The 20,971-nt window shown below is 46.5% G+C and carries 19 protein-coding genes; 6 read left to right on the top strand and 13 right to left on the bottom strand.

Features of this window, described 5'->3' with window-relative positions; genetic code table 11:
• Positions 1-162: 162 nt before the first annotated feature.
• The 3 genes from QUA70_RS17910 to QUA70_RS17900 form a co-directional block, all read right to left on the bottom strand.
• Complete coding sequence (locus QUA70_RS17910; protein WP_333333446.1) at positions 163-1,071, bottom strand: MoxR family ATPase; 909 nt, start codon at positions 1,069-1,071, stop codon at positions 163-165.
• Positions 1,072-1,241: 170 nt separating this feature from the next.
• A complete protein-coding gene (locus QUA70_RS17905; RefSeq protein WP_333333448.1) occupies positions 1,242-2,453 on the bottom strand; it encodes a bifunctional riboflavin kinase/FAD synthetase in 1,212 nt (403 codons plus the stop codon).
• A gap of 240 nt (positions 2,454-2,693) precedes the next feature.
• A complete protein-coding gene (locus tag QUA70_RS17900; protein ID WP_333333450.1) occupies positions 2,694-3,596 on the bottom strand; it encodes an MBL fold metallo-hydrolase in 903 nt (300 codons plus the stop codon).
• Positions 3,597-3,860: 264 nt separating this feature from the next.
• On the opposite strand from QUA70_RS17900, the gene QUA70_RS17895 reads away from it, so the two are divergent.
• Positions 3,861-4,010 carry a hypothetical protein gene (locus QUA70_RS17895; protein ID WP_333348967.1) on the top strand — a complete coding sequence of 50 codons (150 nt, stop codon included), beginning with the start codon at positions 3,861-3,863 and terminating at the stop codon, positions 4,008-4,010.
• A gap of 184 nt (positions 4,011-4,194) precedes the next feature.
• Here the strand turns inward: QUA70_RS17895 and QUA70_RS17890 are convergent, their stop codons facing one another.
• Positions 4,195-4,410, bottom strand: a complete 216-nt coding sequence (locus QUA70_RS17890; protein ID WP_333333452.1) for a hypothetical protein — start codon at positions 4,408-4,410, stop codon at positions 4,195-4,197.
• A gap of 301 nt (positions 4,411-4,711) precedes the next feature.
• Here QUA70_RS17890 and QUA70_RS17885 point away from each other — a divergent pair, with 301 nt between their 5' ends.
• Positions 4,712-5,665 carry a hypothetical protein gene (locus QUA70_RS17885; protein WP_333348965.1) on the top strand — a complete coding sequence of 318 codons (954 nt, stop codon included), beginning with the start codon at positions 4,712-4,714 and terminating at the stop codon, positions 5,663-5,665.
• On the opposite strand, the gene QUA70_RS17880 is transcribed toward QUA70_RS17885, so the two are convergent.
• Positions 5,633-6,247, bottom strand: coding sequence for a hypothetical protein (locus QUA70_RS17880; RefSeq protein ID WP_333333456.1), 615 nt, complete (start codon positions 6,245-6,247; stop codon positions 5,633-5,635). The two genes, QUA70_RS17885 and QUA70_RS17880, sit on opposite strands and share 33 nt — an antisense overlap.
• A gap of 529 nt (positions 6,248-6,776) precedes the next feature.
• On the opposite strand from QUA70_RS17880, the gene QUA70_RS17875 reads away from it, so the two are divergent.
• Positions 6,777-7,682, top strand: coding sequence for an alpha/beta hydrolase (locus QUA70_RS17875; RefSeq protein WP_333348964.1), 906 nt, complete (start codon positions 6,777-6,779; stop codon positions 7,680-7,682).
• A 343-nt stretch (positions 7,683-8,025) separates the two neighbouring features.
• Here the strand turns inward: QUA70_RS17875 and QUA70_RS17870 are convergent, their stop codons facing one another.
• Positions 8,026-8,550: a DUF4330 domain-containing protein gene (locus tag QUA70_RS17870; RefSeq protein ID WP_333042459.1), complete on the bottom strand. Its 525-nt coding sequence runs from the start codon at positions 8,548-8,550 to the stop codon at positions 8,026-8,028.
• A 378-nt stretch (positions 8,551-8,928) separates the two neighbouring features.
• Between QUA70_RS17870 and QUA70_RS17865 the strand changes: the two genes are divergently transcribed.
• Complete coding sequence (locus QUA70_RS17865; RefSeq protein ID WP_333333460.1) at positions 8,929-9,780, top strand: M48 family metallopeptidase; 852 nt, start codon at positions 8,929-8,931, stop codon at positions 9,778-9,780.
• 201 nt (positions 9,781-9,981) lie between these two features.
• Here QUA70_RS17865 and QUA70_RS17860 read toward each other — a convergent pair whose 3' ends face one another.
• The 5 genes from QUA70_RS17860 to rfbF all read right to left on the bottom strand — a co-directional run bounded on the left by QUA70_RS17860 (position 9,982) and on the right by rfbF (position 14,806).
• The gene (locus QUA70_RS17860) at positions 9,982-10,752 is read right to left on the bottom strand and encodes a metallophosphoesterase family protein (protein ID WP_333333462.1); all 771 of its coding nucleotides are present in this window, start codon (positions 10,750-10,752) and stop codon (positions 9,982-9,984) included.
• Between the two features lie 331 nt (positions 10,753-11,083).
• Positions 11,084-11,830, bottom strand: a complete 747-nt coding sequence (locus QUA70_RS17855; protein ID WP_333348962.1) for a DUF1995 family protein — start codon at positions 11,828-11,830, stop codon at positions 11,084-11,086.
• A gap of 47 nt (positions 11,831-11,877) precedes the next feature.
• Positions 11,878-12,609, bottom strand: a complete 732-nt coding sequence (locus QUA70_RS17850) for a cyclase family protein (protein ID WP_333333465.1) — start codon at positions 12,607-12,609, stop codon at positions 11,878-11,880.
• Positions 12,610-12,786: 177 nt separating this feature from the next.
• A complete protein-coding gene (locus tag QUA70_RS17845; protein ID WP_333348960.1) occupies positions 12,787-13,851 on the bottom strand; it encodes an acyl-CoA dehydrogenase family protein in 1,065 nt (354 codons plus the stop codon).
• 181 nt (positions 13,852-14,032) lie between these two features.
• Positions 14,033-14,806: a glucose-1-phosphate cytidylyltransferase gene (gene rfbF / locus QUA70_RS17840; RefSeq protein WP_333333469.1), complete on the bottom strand. Its 774-nt coding sequence runs from the start codon at positions 14,804-14,806 to the stop codon at positions 14,033-14,035.
• Positions 14,807-15,124: 318 nt separating this feature from the next.
• Between rfbF and QUA70_RS17835 the strand changes: the two genes are divergently transcribed.
• On the top strand, positions 15,125-15,664 hold the full coding sequence (locus tag QUA70_RS17835; protein ID WP_333348958.1) for an RNase A-like domain-containing protein: 540 nt from the start codon (positions 15,125-15,127) through the stop codon (positions 15,662-15,664).
• Positions 15,661-15,960, top strand: a complete 300-nt coding sequence (locus QUA70_RS17830; RefSeq protein WP_333333473.1) for a contact-dependent growth inhibition system immunity protein — start codon at positions 15,661-15,663, stop codon at positions 15,958-15,960. Before QUA70_RS17835 ends, QUA70_RS17830 begins: the two co-directional genes overlap by 4 nt.
• 95 nt (positions 15,961-16,055) lie before the next feature.
• On the opposite strand, the gene QUA70_RS17825 is transcribed toward QUA70_RS17830, so the two are convergent.
• Positions 16,056-17,420 (bottom strand): GH39 family glycosyl hydrolase, encoded by a 1,365-nt coding sequence (locus QUA70_RS17825; protein WP_333348956.1) that lies wholly within the window; start codon positions 17,418-17,420, stop codon positions 16,056-16,058.
• A 36-nt stretch (positions 17,421-17,456) separates the two neighbouring features.
• Positions 17,457-20,963 (bottom strand): glycosyltransferase, encoded by a 3,507-nt coding sequence (locus QUA70_RS17820; RefSeq protein ID WP_333348954.1) that lies wholly within the window; start codon positions 20,961-20,963, stop codon positions 17,457-17,459.
• Between the last annotated feature and the right edge of the window lie 8 nt (positions 20,964-20,971).

Here is a 20,971-nt window from a genome sequence, read left to right as displayed (position 1 = left end):
AAGCGCTAACTGAACCGTATTGCATTATTAATAAGTCTTTCAAGGGCGGGCAGGATGCCCACCCCACAAGAAAATTAATTGTTCCTTTAATTAAGCTGTAATTATTTGTGGAACAGGCATCTTGCCTGTTCCTTTAATTAAAGTAACCTACTTACAAACTTTTTAAGGAATAGGAACCGATCGCAATAATCGATCGACAATTGCCTTAGCCCTCCTTCCGCCCGCCGGAATCAAACGGTGAGACAGTACGTGCGGCGCCACATACTTAACATCATCATCAGTAGCAAAATCCCGGCCCTCCATAAATGCCAAAGCCTGGGACGCCCGGTGCAAAGCCACCGCACCCCGGGGACTCACCCCCAGAGTAATCTCCTCATCCTCCCGCGTCGATCGCACCAAATCTACAATATACTGTTTCAAAGACGCTTCTACCTTCACACCAGCGCACAAACGGCGCAATTCCTGCACTTCTTCCAAAGAAATACAAGGCTGCAAATCTTCCACTGCAAAACTATCAGAAAGCCGTTCCAACATTTGCAACTCTTCCAACGCAGCGGGATAGCCTAATGTCAAAGACAAAGTAAACCGATCCATTTGCGCTTCCGGTAGCGGAAAAGTTCCTTGATATTCGATCGGGTTCTGAGTCGCAATCACAAAAAACGGCGTCGGCACATTTCGAGAAACTCCATCTACTGTCACTTGCTTTTCTTCCATCACTTCCAGCAAAGCTGACTGAGTTCGCGGCGTCGCCCGATTGATTTCATCAGCAAGCAAAACATTAGCAAAAACTGGCCCTGGCAAAAACTCAAACTCTCCGCTGCGCGGATTCCAAATATTAGTACCGGTGACATCCGTCGGTAACAAATCGGGAGTGCACTGAATCCGCTGAAACTTGCCATCGATCGATCGCGCCAAAGACTTCGCCAGCAGCGTTTTTCCCACACCCGGCACATCTTCAAGCAGCGCGTGTCCGCCCGAAAGCACCGCTACCAATACCAAGCGAATAGCATCGGCTTTGCCAACAATAGTCTTGCCTAAATTTTGTTTGAGCCGTTCAATATGTTGTCTCATATCCCTGATTTCTAATTGTTAATTGCTAGTTGCTAATTGTTGATCAAACATCAAATTGCCCAAATCTTGAGTCTTTGCCTTGTGGACTTCGGATTTGTACAACTAGAATTTAGTCTGACTCATCTTGCACCATTTTTAAAACCGATCGCCGGTTCTAGATCACATAATTATTAGACTTTAGCAGTTAAGAGGCTTCTAGCAATATCGCAATCTGCCTGAATTTGAGTTTTGAGAGCATCCAGAGAAGCGAATTTTTGTTCGGGCCGCAAAAACTCTACCAAACTCGCGCTCAAGGTTTGACCGTACAAATCCCCAGACCAATCTAACAGGTGAACTTCCACAGTGGGTTGTTGACCGTCTACCGTCGGGCGACAGCCAACATTCATCACCCCATTGACAAAAGATAAATTTGATGCTGCGCCGGGAATTAGAGATTTGGGATTTTCCTGCTGATAGGAAGAACTTCCATCTTTCATCTTTTCCCATCCATGCTTTACCGAGACTCGCACCGCATACACGCCAAAACAGGGCAAAAATTTTTCCGGCGGCAGTTCGATATTGGCAGTAGGAAATCCGATCGTCCTGCCCAGCCGCTGTCCCCCAACCACAGTCCCGACTAAACTGTAAGGTCGCCCCAGCAACTGATTCGCTCTTGTGAGGTCGCCGGATGCCAGACCTTCGCGGATGGCAGAACTGCTGATCCGATCGCCCTCACCGCAATTGTGCAGGGGTACAAGAGCAACATCAATACCGTAACCCGAGGCGATCGACTGCAAATCCACCGCCGTTCCAGCGCGTCCCCGTCCAAACCGAAAATCAACTCCCACACTAATTCGACTCGCTTTTAGTTGCCGCACCAGAATTTCCTCGACAAACTCAGAAGCAGTCAAAGCCGCCAATTCTCGATCAAACGGCAGCAGCACAAGTTGCTCGACGCCCATTGCTGCAAGCAATTCTACCTTTTCTGCCAGAGGTGTCAGCAGTTTTTTCGGTTGACCCGTAAAAAATTCTTGCGGGTGCGGATCGAATGTCACCACAGTGCCGTAAAATTTATCGACCCCATCAGAATCGATCCCAGAGAGGCTGTTGCCGTCGGCCCTAGGGCCTATCAAACCCTCGAAATTATGGCTGTCGGCTCTATCCGGCGGTGCTGCTGAGTCGTTGTAGCAGGTCGCCCGAGGTTCGCTTTCCAAATTTTCATCTGTGTCAGCGTTTGAGCGCAAGTTTTGCCCCGACGCAAAAACCGTCGCAGAATTTTGCCCAGGCGATCGATTTAAAATTGGCTGCACGACTTGTCGATGCCCTAGGTGCAAACCATCAAAGTTTCCCAAGGCAACAGAAGTTGGAGTCAGAGCAGCGGTACAAGAAGAAGTTACCCACACGCTTAAGATTTTGACATACTTAGCCAGATTGCGATCGCCAGTCGATGTTAGATTTTAGATGTTAGATTTTAGAATTGACTCCACAGATAAATCTGGAAGCTTGAACTTTGGTCTAAACTTTTTGGTTTTCCCCGACTGAAGTACGTGGCACGGTATCCGTCTTTGAGTGAGGTGAGCCCTCGCTTAAATGTCAGATTTCACTGATCAAGATTTCAGAACCATCTGGCAATCTCGAATCCATCAGACATGAACTTGAGGCGCTTGCACCGACGCTTCAGACAAATCGTTATCAGGAGGCAGCAACTGTAACGACAAACCTTCCCGCGCCATCAAACTATTCGGGAACCTTTGAGCCACTTGTTCTCCCACCTTGTCTAAAAACTCGTCATTGTGCAGGGGGTCGTGGTGAAAAATCACCAACTTTTTGACATTAGCAGCCTTTGCCACCTTCACCGCTTCCTGCCAAGTCGAATGTCCCCAGCCGACCTTGCTACTCTTCTCGGCATAATACTCCTCATCGGTATAAGTAGCGTCGTAGATCAGCACCTCAGCATCCTGAGCCAAATGCAGCACATTTTCGTCTAAACGATCAGGAAAATGTTCGGTATCAGTCACGTAAGCAGCCGAATACCCCCGCCAGTTGACGCGGTAGCCTATAGCTTCCCCCGGATGGTTCAACAAAGCAGTTTCCACCTTAATCTCTCCGAGTTCCAGCGGTTGGCCCACTTCTATATCGTTAAATTTCAGGTCTGCCCCCATAACTTGCAGGGGCACCGGAAAATTGGGGTGCAACATCTGGTCGTGGAGGCGCTGCTGGATAGTAGCCTTATTAGGAGCAATAGCCCCATAGATGTGAAAGCAGTTCCCAGGAATAAAAGCTGGGACAAAAAATGGGAATCCTTGAATGTGATCCCAGTGAGAGTGAGTAAAAAACATATGAGCTTTTACGGGCATCTGGGACAGGAGAGTTTGTCCCAAAACCCGCAATCCAGTACCGCCATCGAAAATTAGGCGACTGTCACCCACTCGCATTTCTACACAGGGCGTGTTGCCCCCGTAACGTACTGTTTCTGCCCCGGGAGACGCTATGCTACCTCTAACGCCCCAGAAGTGAACCGTGAATTGGTTTTGCATACTAGACATGGGTTTTCTTGCAAGATTGTTCCGGCGAGTTATGGGTAAGGTGTTTACAATTACTAAGGGCTTTACCATCAAACCCAAGTTCTTTGACGGTCGAGTTCCCCACTTGTTGGAAGTACCAAGAGTCTCGCTCATCGCGAGAATGCAAAACTTTTGGGCTTGACAACTGAGCAATAAATTACAAGGTAGACTCATCAAGTCTCGATCGTAACTATTCTTTTCTTCTCTTCACTAGCCTAACCTCCGCAGACACACTTTGGGGCAGCAGTGCTGTCTGAGTTTGGTCAAAAGCCGCTGTTTTTCCAGCCTCCGCACTTGCCGAACACGATCGCGCGATCGGTTGTTTGCCTTGCTGCTTTACGGGTTGAAACGCGGATGATGGCTTTCCTGCTATCTAGTCCGGTCGATCAACCATAATATGCTAGGTGGCGGGGCAGTTTGACGCCGATATCTGGCTGATATTGCCGATCGGGCGTGAACGCGCCTCTACAAGAATGACGGTTAATTTACCCGACTTGAGATGCTCCCGCCATCGAACCCCTGCCCATGAGCATCCGGGACTCCTTTTTAGCAGAACCCGGTTTAATTAACTCAACTCCCATTAATTCAAAAATCTTAGCAGTTTAGGAATGCTCCTGCTATTAATCATCCGCCAAGACTGTCTGGATTCTGGGCCAGCCAAGAGGCTGCGGTTCGTCCAGCTAGCGGTCAAGCTGAACCCAGCCTCATCTGACACCGGGGTAGCAGCGACATTCCCAGCCAGCCGGCAAAAGGCTAAATTTTCGTCGTGCATTTCTTGGCGGATGAATTGAATCACTTAAAATTCCCCTATTTTCTGAAATTAAAAAATTTCGATTTTTTGCCATCAGCTTAACTTCGATCGACCTTCTGTCTCAAGAGTGATGCAAAAATATTTGTTGTTAACCTGTGGTGCTTTTCTCAAAAATCTTCAATAGCCATATTTTTGGTAATGATTTCTCGGAATTCGGCGCCGTTGCGGTACTCGCCAGGGGTTTAAATTTCCGGTATCATAGAGTCTACGACTCTTGTTTACCGAGAATCTAAATCAGTGCTAAAAACGCCTGGATAACTTTAAGTTATTTTTCAAAAAAGTCAGTATGAATCAAGTTAGAAAAACTACCACCAAGCTGAATCGATCGCCTGTGAAAGTACCCGATCGCACTTTGCAACTCGAATCGCTCCCCTTGAGCGAATTGTCCTTAGAAATGACTCAGGGCCAAGCTTTGAGGGAATTTAGTTCGGACGATCGCCCGCCGGGAACCCCAGCAGCCACAAGCCGAACTGGCAAAACAAGACGCCGGAGGGTAGATGGCAAGAGCGAGGGGGCCCGATCGCCTGTGTATTCTACTGCTCTTCTCAAGTGGCTGCTAGAGCGTTTGACTAGAGCAAAAGGTTGGCTGGCAGTTGTCACCCTGGCAGGAGTTTGGGGGTTGTGGAACAGTGAGTTACTGTTTTCCACAGGCCTGGGGATAGCAGCGATGATGCTGGTTTACCGAGGGCAGTCGTGGGACTGGCAATTGCTGCGATCGAAAGGCGAGCAATTTTGGCAGGGCCCGAACCGCCGATTTGTTTTAGCGGTGGGTACGGGTGGCATTGCTACCTTGGGCGCTTACATGAGTTTGGCGATTTGGGCGGACTCCGAAAGCCACTGGATGGCTTTGAGCGTGATTTTGCAGAATTTGGGCATGATCGCGATTGCAGGGCTGTTGCTGCGGCAAGGGTTGAGTCGGAGGGCCGCAAAAGATGAAGTGGCGATCGAGCGCATTCTGGCGGATTTGACTGATGCTGACCCCGTGAAGCGTTTGATTGCTGTGCGGCAAATGACCGATTTGGTGAATCGGGGTGGGTTTGGCCCTGTGAGCTCTGTCAAAAGTTCGTTAGCGGAGCCCTCGAAGAGGATCGCCCGTTCCCGCGCTGCCGAGTGCTTTCGCCTGATGCTGAGTCGGGAACCAGAAGCTTTAGTCCGCAATGCCCTTCTCGAAGGTTTGCAGACTTGGGATGCTACTTATGGTATGGCTTTAAAATCCCAACATCAAGTCATCGACTATTAGCTGACCGTCAAAAGCGTAAAAAGTAATTTTATGAATATTCGGAGCTTTTACGCGCAGGGGAGCCTTAGGGGCGATGGGAGAATTAGACCCGACCAGATTGGGCGCCGGCATTTCATCCTGAACAATTGGGTTGCCGTCAATGTCACAAGCAGATAAAACAGTTCGTCGCGAACTGGTGACAAGTCCTGACACCCAGCGAACTGGATACTTAAAAGTTACTTCTATCAGTCCGCTTTTGGGGGCCCCCATTAACACTGTTGCCCCAGAACCCGTGAAAAATGCTGGGTTTGAAGGTTGGATGGCGACGGCATTGCTAAAAGTCACCCCCCAATGTGCAAACTGGTGTTCTACTACTTCAAAGCATTTCAAGTCTTCTAAAGCTACGCGGACGATCGCCGGTACCGTGGCGCGCGATCGCACCTCAGACGCTGCGCCTGAGCGTTCTGGAATGGCAACAAAAGACTTTTTGCCGTTTAAATCCATGCTTCGACAGGCTGTATCAAATTCTGCAAACCCGTCAGATTGAAGACTTTTCGCATCAACCATAAAACCCTCGCGATCCCGTTTCCTGAGCAGTTGCATTTTAGTAGACCTCCCTGAGATTAGTTGTTTCTTGTGTTTGGGAATTGATAACGGCGGTGCTCGTGATTGCCAAACCTGCAATTAGGAATCGAAACCCCATCGCCCGCCCTCCAACAAAGACTTTCGACCTCAAAAGCCACTGCTCCGCAAAATATCGTGATTAATGATTCGTGATTGGCGAGCGTCGGCCAACCTGCCGCCTGCCTGAAAGCGAGTTCTAATAATCCTGCTTTCCGAGCGCCTGCTTTCGGGGTTGGCGAACAGACTCTATTTTGGTGAGGGGTCTTACCCATCATTTTGCTATTATCTCCGATCGGCGGTAGTTTGCAAGGGTAAGAATAACTACACAGCCGAATTGCCCAAATCGCAAAACTTACTTGCTGTCTGTAGTTTCACGCTTAACCTGTACTAAAATAGATTTAAATCATTACTCAATCTTTACAAAAACGCCACCAGCTTTGCAATTTTTTTAAACAAAGACGGGGCGACGGAAAAGAATCTAAAATATAACAGCGATTGAGGTTAGTTTATGCTTGTACCCCTCGGCTTCGGTCAGCGATCAATAGTTACTTCTCTCGGCAGAATGGTCTACTACACTGCTGAAAAAATGCCTTGGATGGGGTTGCCGACCTCAACTTCGGAAAGTAAACCAAACTTAGTATTTTTTCACGGTTTTGGCGGCGGGTCGAGTGCCTACGAATGGTCGAAAGTTTATCCGGCTTTTGCGGCAGAATATCGAATTTTAGCACCTGATTTAATCGGTTGGGGGCGATCGGAACATCCGGCAAGAAATTATCAGGTCGAAGATTATATCACAACGTTGATCGAATTTCTCGAAAAAACTTGCGTCAGTCCGACAGAGGTGATTGCTTCTTCGCTAACAGGGGCGATCGCGATTCGAGCTGCGATCGCGCGGCCGGATCTCTTCAAATCCCTGATTTTGACCATACCCAGCGGTTTGTCGGACTTCGGACAAGATTACGGCACCAGTTTCTTCGCTAAGCTAGTGGGTACGCCGATTTTAGATCGCTTGCTATACAGTACCGGAATCGCCACAGACGGCGGCATCCGTAGCTTCCTAGAACAGCGCCAATTTGCCGATTCCCGCCGCGTTTACCAAGAAATTGTTGATGCTTACCTCGCATCTGCTTTGGAACCAAATGCAGAATATGCCGCCCTGTCTTTTGTGCGGGGAGATTTGTGCTTTGATTTGTCGCTGTACATCACTCAGCTAACAACACCGACAGCGATTATTTGGGGAGAAAAATCGCAGTTTACCGGACCCGATATCGGCCAGCGGTTGGCCAACCTCAACCCCGAAGCAATCAAAGTTTTTCAACCTCTGGAAAACGTAGGTTTGACTCCGCAGTTAGAAATTCCCGCTGTCACGATTGGCTTAATTCGGCAATACTTAAAATTGCTTTCGGAAGGGTGAAGAAGTTCGGCAACGAATTTTTTAACGGATGCCAACGGATGTCACGGATAGAGGTTCCAGGTTCGAGGGAAGAAGGAAGATTAATTCCCCACTACCCATAGATGTCAACTTAATCCTAAAGACCTCTGTATCTCTCGTTTATATCCAAGTCTAGATCCCCCTAAATCCCCCTTAATAAGGGGAGTAGGGGTTGACTTTGACAATACTCTTGTCCCCCCCTTTCTTAAGGGGCTAGGGGGTATCTAGACTCTGCTAGAAGCGAGATTTATCATGAATTTTAGTCTGAATTTGACACCAATGACCACTGACAACTGTCAACTGTCAACTGACAACTGACTACTAATTATTCTTTGACTCGCACGTCGATAACGCTGGCGTTGAAAATGTACTTGTTGCCTTCAAGCTCTAACGTAGTGCCAATTTTGACTTTCGTATTACCTAAAACCGGCCCATTTTCAGTAAGTTGACCTTTTCCCTCTAAGGTAAACATCATATTTTTGCTGAAGGCTTCTTCTTCTCTGGGATCGGGGAGAGCTTTCAGAGTGCCGTTGGGCTGAGGAACTGCTAGGGTTCTGGTGAGAGTTTTGACAGATTTGATGGTAATCTGACCGGAGGGTTGATTGCGGATCACCACATTGATTTTATCACCTGGTTTGAACAAATCTTGAACGTTTGTTCCTTTGAGACCGATCGCAATTGCATCAATCTCTACAGGTTTGACACTGGTGCCGACTTGGGCGACGGAACCGCCAGAAGTGCCGGGAAAGAAGAAGATTCCGACTGCAACTAGCAGTACGATCAGAGCGGCAGCTACGTCTAGAATGCTGAGTTTGCCGAACAGTCGGCCTTGAGAATCCAAAATTTTCATAATCGCCTATTATACTGATAGCGACAGGAGTATGTTTACAAGCTCAGGACTTACGCAGACATCGATGAAAAACAGATGCTGCTATTGCTGAGCTACCGCTGGCAATGACATACTTTATTGATGTGTAAGTCCTGAAGCTAAAAGATATTACCACAACGATCGCCCAAAATCCGCATGACTTGGGCACTTAAAGCATAAGGCAGAAGGCAGTTGAGGGCGGTTGGTTGCCCAGTTGCCGATCGCCCAGAAGCTGGTGGGGCGGTTAAAAATTGACAAAAAGCTAGAATAGCAACTAAGCAGCCTCAAATTACGTCTGCCTATTTAGTGACTTTTCGAGTTTTTCCTACAATTTTATCTAACTTCTGGCACCTATCACTCATGTTAAAAAGTTTTTGGTTGACTTGCCGGCGTACTTGTGGCCGGGGGATTTATCTGTTTCTGTCCCTGATTGTGGCTGCGGGTATCTGGGTGGTTTCCCCGGAACCGACTCAAGCATTTTCTTTGCCTGAACTGATTTTTCGAGGCATTCAAGTTATTCAATTGTCGAATATGTCCGATCGGCAAGAGGTGACTATTGGCCGACAAATTAATCAGCAGTTAACGAACAGCCAGTTTAAGATTGACCGCGATCGGGACACTACAGAATATATCAACCGTATCGGTCAACGACTCGCTCAAGAAAGCACTCGCCCTAATATTCCTTATACTTTTCAAGTGATTGACGACGACGCGATTAATGCTTTTGCAACTATGGGCGGTTTTGTTTATGTGAATAAAGGTTTGATGGCAGCGGCGGACAATGAGGCAGAATTGGCAAGTGTGATCGCCCACGAAATCGCTCACATTAATGCTCGCCACGCGATTCAACAAATGCGTCAAATGGCCATAGCTTCAGGTGTAGCTTCGGCGACTGGTCTCGATCGATCTCAGGCGGTTCAGATTGGGGTGGAACTGGCTTTGCGTCGCCCTCACAGCCGCCAAGCTGAGTATGAAGCGGATCAGTTGGGATTGCAAACTATGGGGCGAGCGGGCTACGCTCAATCTGGGATGGTTGATTTTATGAAAAAGTTGCTCAACAAGCCTTCTCCTCCGAGCATTTTGAGCACTCACCCGGCTACTGGCGATCGCATTGCTGCTATCTCGCAGGCTATAGATCCGGATCTTGCTAGTGGTGAAGGTTTGGATAATGAGGATTACAGGCTAGAAATCCGCAGGCTTTTGGGATCATAGCAATTTTAAATCCGTCAGGCGCTCTCTTGTGCTATCTTCTCTTTTCTTACTTCGCGATCTAGCGCTAACGCGCCACTTCGCTAACGCGTCTTCGCGGTTCCTTAAAAAATCAATCTAGTTCGTAGGGTGCGTCAGCGATCGGGTCAATTTGGATTTAATCGCTCAAACTTAAACTGACGCACCCTACAACTACAAATTGATTTAACACTGCTGTGGAACAACAGGGTCGATCGCAAATTCCGAGGGTGCAATCGGCTGCGGCTTCAATTGCCTGACAACTTCGTCAAACGGCAAAATTCGGACTTGATTGTTAAATACATTTACTTGATAAACTCTGCGGTAGCTGAGGTCAAGTCCTGTCAGCCAGCCGCTTTTGGGATGATAAGCACCCGTGTCAATATCCAACCACCCTTCGCCCCTGACTAATTCGCCGGGCCTGACCCCATGAAAGGTAAAGGTGATCGTGTGACCGGTGATAATTAATTTATTGGGAAAATAGGGTTTAGATATGGTGTGAAATTCCTTGCGAATCCAACAGAGTTGTTCCCTCGACTGCTTGTCAATTGGCATATGGGGGTGTACGCCGGCGTGAACCAGCCAGATGTCCCCTAAGTCCCGGTACGTGGGGAGCGATTGCAGCCACTCTAAGTGTTTGTACGGCATCATCCCTGTATCTCTGTAGCTCGCTACTGTCGCATCGCCGCCGCTGTAAAGCCAACATTGCCACGCTCGCATATCCATCGGCACCGCCGACAAAGCCTCCAGCATGAGTTGTTCGTGGTTGCCCAGCAGAGTTTGGTAGGGGCTTTGCTGGACAAAATCTAATACCTGAGCGCTTTTGGGACCACGATCGATTAAGTCTCCCAAAAAATAGACGCGATCGTCCAAGCCGGGGGCAAGTGCCTCTAGCAGGGTCATTAACCCGTCGTAATGCCCGTGTACGTCCCCGATAACAATGCGCCGGTGCTCCATTGTGTTTATCCGCTTCCCTGACTCAAAACCCCCATCTCTAGCTTATAGCATTTGATTTTGCTGCTATTTGCCTCCCCTCTTTTACGGTGGAGGGGTGTCACCCATTATACTGCTTTGTATAAATGTCGTGTAAAGCTCGCCAATATCTGTTTGCGTAGCTACTGATACAAACACAGGCAAGCTGTTAATTGTGCTTCTGCAACTGCTGTTACTGAGGCAAAGTTTTGAGTTATTTCACGGTGAGCCGGGTGCGTCAGGGATTAGCGGATGGATTAAGTCGAAAATCATCCTAGCTGACGCACCCTAAAATACGATCGAGCCTTAACTATTGTCACTGAGTCAAAGCTTTGAGGAATGTCTGGAGCTCTGCCAAAAAACCTTTCTTTTTTACGGGTTTTGCAGGTGCGGTGGAGTCAGGATCTGGGCTTGGGAGAGAAGCGGCTAAAATCCGCTCTAAATCGTCTCCGACTGGTTTTTGGGCGGTTTCAGAAATTAGTTGGTATTCGTTGTTTGTTTCCAGCCAGACTTGCCAGGATTGGGGGTAGCAGCGGAATAAAGCCGCAGAGTCTAGGGGTCTGACGTAGTAGCAGGATTCGATTTTGCTGAGGAATCGATCGCGCAATTGGCGGCCCGCATAGCCTATACCTATGGTGGCAACATCTTCGAGGCGCGGATTGAGTAAAATTACTGGGCGACCGGCCGCAGCTATGTAAAGTTTTTCGACTTGGGCCACTTCTACAGCCGCCGGGTTCACTAGCAGGAACAGTTCGTCTTCCGGTGCTATTTTCTCTTCAACAGCCGTGCGACTGCTGCCCAAATCAGTGACTTTAAACGGTGTTTCTCCCCAGTCACGGCGCGCGAGGGCGGCCGCACCGGTGTCTGGAAAAAAGACTTTTACTCCGGGGTAGATTTCCTCAAATTCTGGGAGAAATTGTTCGGTGATAGACTGTGCTTGCAGGGCGATTTCTGGAAATACTAATTCGACTTGCAGTAGAGTTTGGCCGTCCGAGAGGGCGGCGGCGGTTGCAATGCGGGATTGGGCGATCGCCTGGTTGAGATCTTTGGGCAGTTGTGTCATTAATCTGATGGTTTTTACTTGACTTTTTTCAATCTAATTTTACCGCATCAAGCAACAAAAGCTAACACTGACACAGGCGAGCCGGAACCTCCCAAAAGATGCAATATTCCGATCACTAAAGTGATGTTAATCGCAGGTAACAAGTCGAGATTTGCTAGATTTTCCAGGACTATTCGCTGCTTTTCTAATACCAATTTGTTAACCGCAAAACTTTCATCTCGCCCGGTATCTACTCCGTGGGTGTCGGTTCCAATTCCGGCGATAGAGCGTTCTTCTAGCAAAAATTGAGTTGCTGCTTTGCCAAATCCGGGAAAGTGGCAAATTCCGCGATCATCTCGGTTAAAAAATGCTTCCTCGTCATCCCATTTTTCTTGCCAGCCAGTATACAATAAAACTAGATTTCCCGGTTCTATAAGTTTGTGCTGTCCTTCCCAAGTCAATATATCATCAATGGTTAAAGTGTAGTCGGGATTGGCAAGACTTTGCTCTCGGATGTCGATCGCAATTGCAGGGGAAACTAGCGACTGCGGGCCATAACTATCAATGCTGGCGCCTGCTGCATAAAAGCTGTTGGGTGCGTTGATGTGAGTGCCGCTGTGTTCTCCCATTGAGAATTTTCGCAGGAAATACCCGTCTGTTTCTATTTGAGCTACTGTTGCAATTTCTGTGGCTGGATCTCCGGGCCAGATGGGAATATTTGGGTGGATTGAATGGGTTAAGTCAACAATTTGGCTGTAGGCGATCGTTTTGAGATTATTTAAGTTTAATTGGTTTGTCATATCGTTGGCGATTGTTTTTGAAGTATTTAACCGCAGAGGGCGCAGAGTTAGAGAAGAGAGGGATGATTCGGAGCCGAAGCGATTTGATATCATTAGGTAAACTAGATTTATTTTTTATTAAACATGGTTGATTTTTTGACCATCTGCGCTCTCAATCTAAAATCTAAAATCTAAAATCTAAAATTCGAGTAGTCGATCGAGGGTTGCTTCCATCACATCTTTTGTTTGCCCGGAAACAGTATACACCAAAGCTTCTCGATAAATTCTCCCGGCTGGGTGTAGCGCACCGTTAGCAGCACCGCTAGAAACTGCAACCGCAGCGTGCCCGCAACGCACCGCTAAATCAATGGCTTGAGCTCGCAGCGCTAATTGTTCTGCTTTCGAGCTATGTTGAGATTGTGGGAAATTCTGTTTTAGCCGATCGAGCTTTTGCTCTAGTTTTTGGCAAGCTGCTGCTATAAAAAGTGAATTCTTAGCAGCCGCCGCTGCTGCAATTACATCCAATCCGGCTCGAATACAGCCAAAAGTAGCCGGAACAAAATTCAGTATATTTTTGCTGTCGTTTTCCGAAATCCAGCCGACAGGTTTAACTGAAATTATTTCCGATTCATGCAGCAACCACTTATCGAGAGTGGCTGTCACAGTATTAGTCGAGTTCATCGCGATTAACTGCATGATTTCGCTAAAAGCTATTTTACCCGATTCTCGTTCAATATTGGCACAAGGCACTAAACCGAAAACAGCGCGTTCGTCAGGAAGTACCGCCGCTACAATAAACTTTTGAAACAAGCGAAAACCTGTTACCCAAGGAACTTTGCCTGACAATAAATACCCCGCTTTTGTGGGAGTTGCGGTGACGGCCGGATCGCCCGATCGCCTCAAATGCGAAAACCCAATACCCAAGCGTAACTCTTTTTGGGCGATCGCGGGCAAGTATCTGCTTTTTAGCATTTCATTGTCGCTGTTGGCAAGCATAGCAGTTGCGCTGTGGTGCTGAGTTTGTAGGAAAGACAAAGCGCCGGAATATCGAGCCGTCAATTCCTGATATTGGTAAAAAATCTCCGGTGCAATTTCAGCGCCGCCCCATTTTTGGGGAACTCGCAACGCTAAGAGCGATCGATTTTCTAATCCAGCAACTGCTGTTTTCAGCGCTTCCGAGTCGCTGTCGATAATTTCTGCGTGGGGTGCAACGCACTTTTGTAGGTAAGTTTCTGTGCTGCTAAGAATATCTTGAAAATTCATTCTTTATAATTATTTTATAGCAGAGGTAGGGACGGCAGCGCTGTGTCGCTACTTATTTTCTCACATTGTGTACCCTTCTCAATAACAGGCAAGATGCCTGTTCCACAAAGAGTAACTTTATTGTGGAACGGGCATTTTGCCCGTTCAAAAAAGGCTTGTTGAGAATGCAACAACTAACTCATTACCACACTTTCCAAGGAGCCTTTCCTTCATCCCAAAGTTCGTTTAAATACTTGTACTCTCGAAAAGTATCCATCGCAAAGAAGAAGCCCTCATGACGGTAAGCCATCAACTGTCCGTCTGCGGCCAAACGCTGCATCGGCTCTTGTTCTAAAATACAATCATCTCCCCCCAAATACTCAAATACCCGGCGGTTGAATATCATATATCCAACACTGATCCAGCCGTCAACTTGAGGTTTTTCCGAAAATTGAACTACGCGGCTATCGCTGTCTACATCCAAAATTCCAAAGCGAGAAATCGGGCGAAATGTAGTGACAGTTGCCAGCTTCCCGTGAGACTTGTGAAATTCGAGCAAGGCGTCAATATTGACATCAGCTACTCCATCGCCGTATGTCACCATGAAATTCTCGCGATCGATATATTTTTCGATCCGTTTTACCCGCCCTCCTGTCATGCTTGCCGCGCCAGTTTCAGCCAGGGTAACATTAAAATCTTGTTCGAGATGTTCCTCGTGATAAGTGATGGTATTTTGGCGTCCCAGACAGATAGTAAAGTCATTGTTCATGGCTTCATAATTTAGGAAATATTCTTTGATCATGTTGCCGCGATAGCCCAAGCACACAATAAAGTTTTGGAAACCGAAGTGGGCATAGATCTTCATGATGTGCCAAATAATCGGATGTCCCCCCACCTCAACTAAGGGTTTGGGACGAAACTCTGTTTCTTCTCTGAGACGAGTACCGAGACCACCTGCTAGGATAACTACTTGCATTTTTTTCATTTTTTAAAGATGATCAATTAATTTATCATCAATCATCAGTGATTTCTTCAAAGAATTATTAACTTTTTCTCATACTGAGTGAAGCTTTGTAAACCACAGAAATCACGAACTATTATAAATAATTGTAGGGTGCGCGCGACCGCACCGTGTATTTGAATGCTGCGCGCAATTTCTAACTAACAGTAGGGTGGGTACTGCGGACAGTATATTTGAATACAGCGCAATTTCTAACTTACTAAGAGTAGATTAAGAAATAGACAAAAGAACAGCAAATACCTATACTAAATATAAGAAATAGAGTCAACAGCAATGAAAAATAAACTCGATCACCTAAAAAAGTTTTTAGGTATCCTGTGTGCGATCGCCTCAATAATTATATTATTCCAATCGCCAATATGTGGTGTTTATGCCACGGTTGTTGCACCGGAAGGCTCAACTATACCACCAACCACCCTAGCTTTTGTTCCGAACATACCGGGCGGTGGATTAGATTTTCACGAATCAGCAGGAGGACACACTTTAGAGAGACACGTTGGTAAAACAGAAGCACAACTAGCCCAGCGACTCGCCAGCGAAACGAGAATTTCTGCAGCATCTTCCTTTACTGACCGTTCCGTCGCCGAAGCCGCTATTGCAGAAGCAATGAACAGAAATCAAAGTGCGATCGACTCCTGGGTGAAAAGTCGAGGCAATCGTTATACGATCGACTACAACGCCAACAGAATAATTGGCATTACTCTGCGTCGCCGCGCATCGAAAGCAACTTCAGCATCTGGCGTGAAAATCGTTCTCCAGCGCAGCGCCAAATTACCTCCCGGATACTTTATTCTCACAGCCTATCCCCAATGATCAATCAATTTCCTCATTTAACCCAATTTTTCAGTTCCTACTTTCACCAAGACTGGCCGTTAGAAGCTGACACTCCCAGCGATGTAGTGAACAACTACCGCAGCAGCGAACCGCCCGCAAGTGTTGAAGCTGCATCGCAAGAGATCAGCCAACTGCTAGAAATGCCGATCGCCCCAGCCGATTTAGAAGCATTCATCCTTGATGAATTAGGGTGTTACTACGACCCACAATCCGAAAATCAAACAGTCCGAGAGTGGTTGGAATCGGTGCAAAAATCTTTGAATAATCCCAGCTAAAATCTATATATTTGTAAGAAAACGGCTATATATTTGTAAGGACACGGCACGGTCGTGTCCCTACAAGTTGTTCACCATTCAATAGGATGGCTAGCTCACTTGCTAACCGTCACTAAGTAGCCTTCGTGAACGTTGAAATTAGGGATAACATAAGCCAAGCTGCCGCTACCCACCGACAAACTTTCTTCTTTAACGGTGACAAGCTTTTGCACTACTCCTTCTTGATTGTTGGGAATTTTTTCTAATTTTAGAGTTATTTTCTGACCTCTTTGAATACCTAGCTGCTCCAAATTTCCGAGGTTTAATGTTACCGTTGTTGCTGAGGAAAAATTGGGATCGAAATAACCTAAAAGTATCTGTGCTTTACCTTCAGAATTTGATTTGCTGGCTAAAGCGACAAGGCGATTGTTATTTGACCAACTCCGCACCCGCGAATTAACTCCCTCAGCATAAGCTTTGTAAGTCCACCAAGCTGCTCTTGGCTCAAAAGTATTAGGCGTGACCATCCCACTCAGCGTATTGTTGAAGCAATTGCTAACTTTATTTGGCCCTTTACTCTCCCAACAAGCTCTGCAAGCACCGTCAGCTTTTGCATACTCTAAGTTATACAAATAACCTAAGATTTCCCCCGGCTGGTACTGCGCTAAGTTCCCGACAATTTCGTTGACGTAAATTTTTTGCAATTTCAGTTCCTTGTAAGAGGGACTTTGCTGAAAATTACGTTTAGCATCAATTACATGGTCGTCAACAAATAAGATCATGGTATCGTTGAGTTCGTGCCATGAGAGGAAGTTTACTTCAACTTTGTTCGCTTTGCAGTAATCCAAAAAAGCGGCGAGATATCCTTTGTTGTACTTGGTAATGCTCGGCCCGCCAATCATTGCTGACGGCCCCAATTCTTCTCGCAAAATTTTGTAAGCCCTTTTGTAGGTTTCAAAGAATTGTTCTCTGCTTCCATTCCAAAACGGATTTTTTAAATCGGGCTCATTCCATACATCCCAAATAATTTTTTTGCCTTTATTTTGCTGGGCTAACTGTCGGATGAAGGCTTCCCATGCGGGGTAGTTTTGATAGGGCCAGCCATTGGGATTGCTACCGTAGCCCCACAAGTCGCTAACTACTAACTGAAACTCGGCTCCGGTGGCGATTACTCGATCGTAAATATCGAGTCTCCCCGCCCGCCAAAGCTTGGGCTGCAAGGGTTTGATCGAGCTATCCGGCGGTTTTGCAGTGTCGATTCCGTGCAGGATGCCGCTCATGGAAATTGTACCCGTGGCTGGCTGTCCAAAATCTACTGTAACGTTCGATCGCATTTGGGCGATCGCTCTTGGCTGTCCCAAATAGGCTATTAACAGAACAGTGACAATAGCTAAACAAATTGGCAGCAGTTTATTAATACGTGGGAACTTGAATGTAAATTGCATATCTTTTGTTTGGTTGATGTTTGGTGGAATGGGCATTTTGCCCGTTCCTAAGAATGCTGCAAGAGCTCTGTTTTAACGGACAGATGAAAACACTTCAAAACCCTGTATTGATTCTAGCACTTGTTGCCACGAGCGGGAGTTGATCAGCTCGTTGGTATCGAACGGAACTCCTTTTTCTGCTGCAAAAATACCAAAATTTTTCACCCAATCAAAGATAGTTTCTGTGGTAAAATAAGGCGTGCAGGCCCAAGCAGATTGCAAATTACTCGCCATCTCGGACATATCTCCCCGATTGTAAGCATCCCAAGCTTTCCACACTAAATAATAGTATTTCACCAAGCTATCCACTTGCTGTACCTGCTTTTGGAGTTTCGGACTAATAGATAAACTGTCGCTCTCATCGTCACTTACAAATGCCTGTTCAATTATTTCTCCATACTCCCGAAGCATCCGTTCTTCTTTGAATAGTTCTTGGGCTCGCGCTTTGCACGCTTGTCCTGCAAGTCTGCGCGATTCGGGATTTTCTGCCCATATTTCCACCGTTTGTACCAACTCTTTTACTGTTCCTTCTGGGTCGATTGTAGGATCGGGGAGCAATTTTCCCGTATCTCCCAATTCTTCAGGAATCCCGCTGACTGCTGTGGCAATTACGGGCAATCCTTTTGCCATTGCTTCCATAATTGCTAGCGGCATTCCCTCAGCTTGGGAAGATAAAATAAAGATATCGCTGGCGTCGAGCCAATCGGCAATATCCCAGCGCTGTCCTAAGAATTTAACCTGTTCTTCTACTCCCAATTTGCTCACAGTTGCTCTTAATTCAGGTTCCATATTGTCGTGAGTAGTAGACCCCGGCCCTGCCCAAACAAAGTAAATTTGGGGCCAAATTGGACGATTTTTCAATTGGGCGATCGCCTGCAATTGATACTGATATCCTTTAATTGGAGTCAATCTCGCCGCCGTAAAACAAACGACAGCATTTTCGGGGATTCCTTGTTCTTGACGCAGGCGTTGGCGAGTGGAAAGATTCGGTGGCTCAAAATAACTATTTGGCCTGCCGTAATAGATTACTTTCCCCCGTTCTAGACGTGCTTTAAATAGACTTTGGAACAAGTTTAAATTCTCGTGGGAAACTGCTACGGCGGCTTTCGCTACCATGTACTGGTAGGCAACTGCATCGAAATAGGGAATTTGATCCCCGCGATCGAAGGTTTCATAATTGCGATTGATATAACCCAGACTGATTATGTACGGTATATTTTGCTCGATCGCAACTTGTTTGGCGGCAAAGTTAGCCATCGGCCAGCCGTCACTAAATATAATTAAATCCGGTCGAGCCTGGGCGTAAATCTTTTGAGCATCATCCAAATTGTAAGCTATTCGCAAAAATTCTTTCATTGTGTCGAACTCTAGCCAAATATGTTCGATACCTAGCTGTTTTTGTTCGGTAATTAAAGGATTAGAAGCTTGACTTTGAACGCTGGTAACTCGGTAGCCATCGGCAGCTAATTTACACATCAGCGAGTGGTTAAACTGAGCCAATCCGCCGACTCCTGAGTCTTCTGTGTACAGGAGTACGTGCTTTGTTGGCTGCCGAGAAGTCGAACTGGGAGCCGATTGAAACTGATAAGGATTGTTCGCTGCGATCGCCACTATGTCTTGCCATTCCTGTAAATTGGTTAAGGCATAGGCATCAAAGTTGTAGCCGTACTGTTCCGAAACCCCCTTAAAAGTTTCCAGCCAATTAAAAACAGTTTCAGTGCCTGTCAAACGAGTGTAATACAGAGATTTTTCTAGACTTTCGACCATTTCTGGCAAATATCCGTCGCGGTACATCCGCCATGCTATCCATACTAAACACTTGTAGCGTTCCACACGTTTCAAGTCGCGGATGTGCTGAGGCAAATCTGGCCGGGCGAAAAATTGCTCCATCAAAATTTCCGTATTTTTCATTAATTTGGAGCCGTTAGACATGATATTGCTGTCGTGCTGACGATAGCAGGTTAATATCTCTTTTAACCAAACTGACTTGCAGCCTTTTAAAGCTAAACGTAGCACAAAATCTAAATCTTCGGTTGGCGGCAAGCGATGATCGAAACCGCCCAAGCGTTCCCACCACTCTCGCCGCAGCATCATGGCGCTGGGACGCACTGATTTGTACAAAACAAAGGCTTCTAAATCTAATTTTGGTGCTTCTTCCCAAGGCTTTACTCCATATATGCCTTCGTCATTTTTGTCAACAATAACCCAACCTGTTTGCACCAAATCCAAGGTGGGGTCAGCGTCAAAGCAAGCTACTTGTTTTTCTAGTTTTTCTGGTAAGAAGAAGTCGTCAGCATCTAGAAAAGCTAAAAATTCCCCTTTTGCTAACTTGCAAGCACTATTTCGAGCAATTGCTGCTCCTTGGTTATCTTGATAGATGTATTGAATTAAATCGAGGTAAGGTGATAAAACTTGGCGAGTGTTGTCAGTAGAACCGTCGTCTACGACGATAATTTCCCAGTTTTGATAAGTCTGGCCCAGAACACTCTCTACGGATTTGACAATGTAGCTATCGCTGTTGTAAACCGGGATGATGACACTGACGCGCACTTTTTTGGGAGGAATGATACTAGCCATTAACTGTTTCCATTCGGGTATTTTTCTGAGAGACATGCCATCAATTGGGCAGCCGTAGGTGTTAGAAATTCCCATAAGGCGCTTTACCCAATCTATTATAGTTGCTGTCAGCGAGGAGGGGGTATAATCTAAAGATTTTTGCAAATACTCCGTCATTTCTGCCGGATAGCCGCTGTAGTAAAGTTGCCACGCCATCCATGTCAGAGCTTCATAAAAAGCCTGCTTTTCTAATTGGCGGATGTCCTCTGGCAAGTCGGCTCTACTGAAGAAATTTTGCTTTAATTTAATACAAAGGTTGGCCTGTTTTAGCGCTCTCTGGATGGAGACATTTTGCCCGTGCTGGCGGTAGCATACTGTCACTTGAGGCAACCAAGCAGCTTCGCAACCAGATAGTGCTAAACGCAAGATTAAGTCGGCATCATCTACTGAATCATACTGAGAATCAAAGCCACCGACTCGTTCCAGCCACTGCCGCGAAAACATCATCGCGCTGGGAAGTAGGGGCATATAAACAATCCAGGTTTTTAAGTCTAGCTGAGGCAAGTATTCCCAGGGTGTGACATCGAAAATACTTTCGCCTTGCTCTTTAACCATTCGCCAGCCACTATTAACAATTCCTAGTGATGGCTGAGCGTTAAATAACGCAACTTGTCCAGCTAACTTATCGGACAAGAAAAAGTCATCTTGATCTAAAAAAGCAATTAATTCACATTGGGATTCCTGAATTCCTCGGTTTCTAGCGGCAGCTACTCCTTGGTTTTCCTGATAAACATAGCGAATTTTGTCAAAATAAGGCTGCAATGCTTGGCGGGTGTCGTCGGTTGAGCCGTCGTCTACGACGATAATTTCCCAGTTTTTATAGGTTTGGCTGATGACGCTTTCTACCGCTTGCACGATGTAGCGATCGCCATTATATGCTGGAATAATTACACTTACTCGCGGTGTCGGATTTGCTATTGACATGAATTTTA

This window comes from Microcoleus sp. LAD1_D5, assembly GCF_036702115.1.
In the GTDB taxonomy this organism is placed as follows: domain Bacteria; phylum Cyanobacteriota; class Cyanobacteriia; order Cyanobacteriales; family Microcoleaceae; genus Microcoleus.
This window is presented reverse-complemented; position numbering and strand designations above follow the sequence as displayed.

Coding starts and splice junctions, on each gene's coding strand:
- QUA70_RS17910 (WP_333333446.1), bottom strand. CDS start 1,071: ATGAGACAACATATTGAACGGCTCAAACAAAATTTAGGCAAGACTATT.
- QUA70_RS17900 (WP_333333450.1), bottom strand. CDS start 3,596: ATGTCTAGTATGCAAAACCAATTCACGGTTCACTTCTGGGGCGTTAGA.
- QUA70_RS17885 (WP_333348965.1), top strand. CDS start 4,712: ATGAATCAAGTTAGAAAAACTACCACCAAGCTGAATCGATCGCCTGTG.
- QUA70_RS17880 (WP_333333456.1), bottom strand. CDS start 6,247: ATGCAACTGCTCAGGAAACGGGATCGCGAGGGTTTTATGGTTGATGCG.
- QUA70_RS17875 (WP_333348964.1), top strand. CDS start 6,777: ATGCTTGTACCCCTCGGCTTCGGTCAGCGATCAATAGTTACTTCTCTC.
- QUA70_RS17870 (WP_333042459.1), bottom strand. CDS start 8,550: ATGAAAATTTTGGATTCTCAAGGCCGACTGTTCGGCAAACTCAGCATT.
- QUA70_RS17865 (WP_333333460.1), top strand. CDS start 8,929: ATGTTAAAAAGTTTTTGGTTGACTTGCCGGCGTACTTGTGGCCGGGGG.
- QUA70_RS17860 (WP_333333462.1), bottom strand. CDS start 10,752: ATGGAGCACCGGCGCATTGTTATCGGGGACGTACACGGGCATTACGAC.
- QUA70_RS17855 (WP_333348962.1), bottom strand. CDS start 11,830: ATGACACAACTGCCCAAAGATCTCAACCAGGCGATCGCCCAATCCCGC.
- QUA70_RS17850 (WP_333333465.1), bottom strand. CDS start 12,609: ATGACAAACCAATTAAACTTAAATAATCTCAAAACGATCGCCTACAGC.
- QUA70_RS17845 (WP_333348960.1), bottom strand. CDS start 13,851: ATGAATTTTCAAGATATTCTTAGCAGCACAGAAACTTACCTACAAAAG.
- rfbF (WP_333333469.1), bottom strand. CDS start 14,806: ATGCAAGTAGTTATCCTAGCAGGTGGTCTCGGTACTCGTCTCAGAGAA.
- QUA70_RS17835 (WP_333348958.1), top strand. CDS start 15,125: ATGAAAAATAAACTCGATCACCTAAAAAAGTTTTTAGGTATCCTGTGT.
- QUA70_RS17830 (WP_333333473.1), top strand. CDS start 15,661: ATGATCAATCAATTTCCTCATTTAACCCAATTTTTCAGTTCCTACTTT.
- QUA70_RS17825 (WP_333348956.1), bottom strand. CDS start 17,420: ATGCCCATTCCACCAAACATCAACCAAACAAAAGATATGCAATTTACA.
- QUA70_RS17820 (WP_333348954.1), bottom strand. CDS start 20,963: ATGTCAATAGCAAATCCGACACCGCGAGTAAGTGTAATTATTCCAGCA.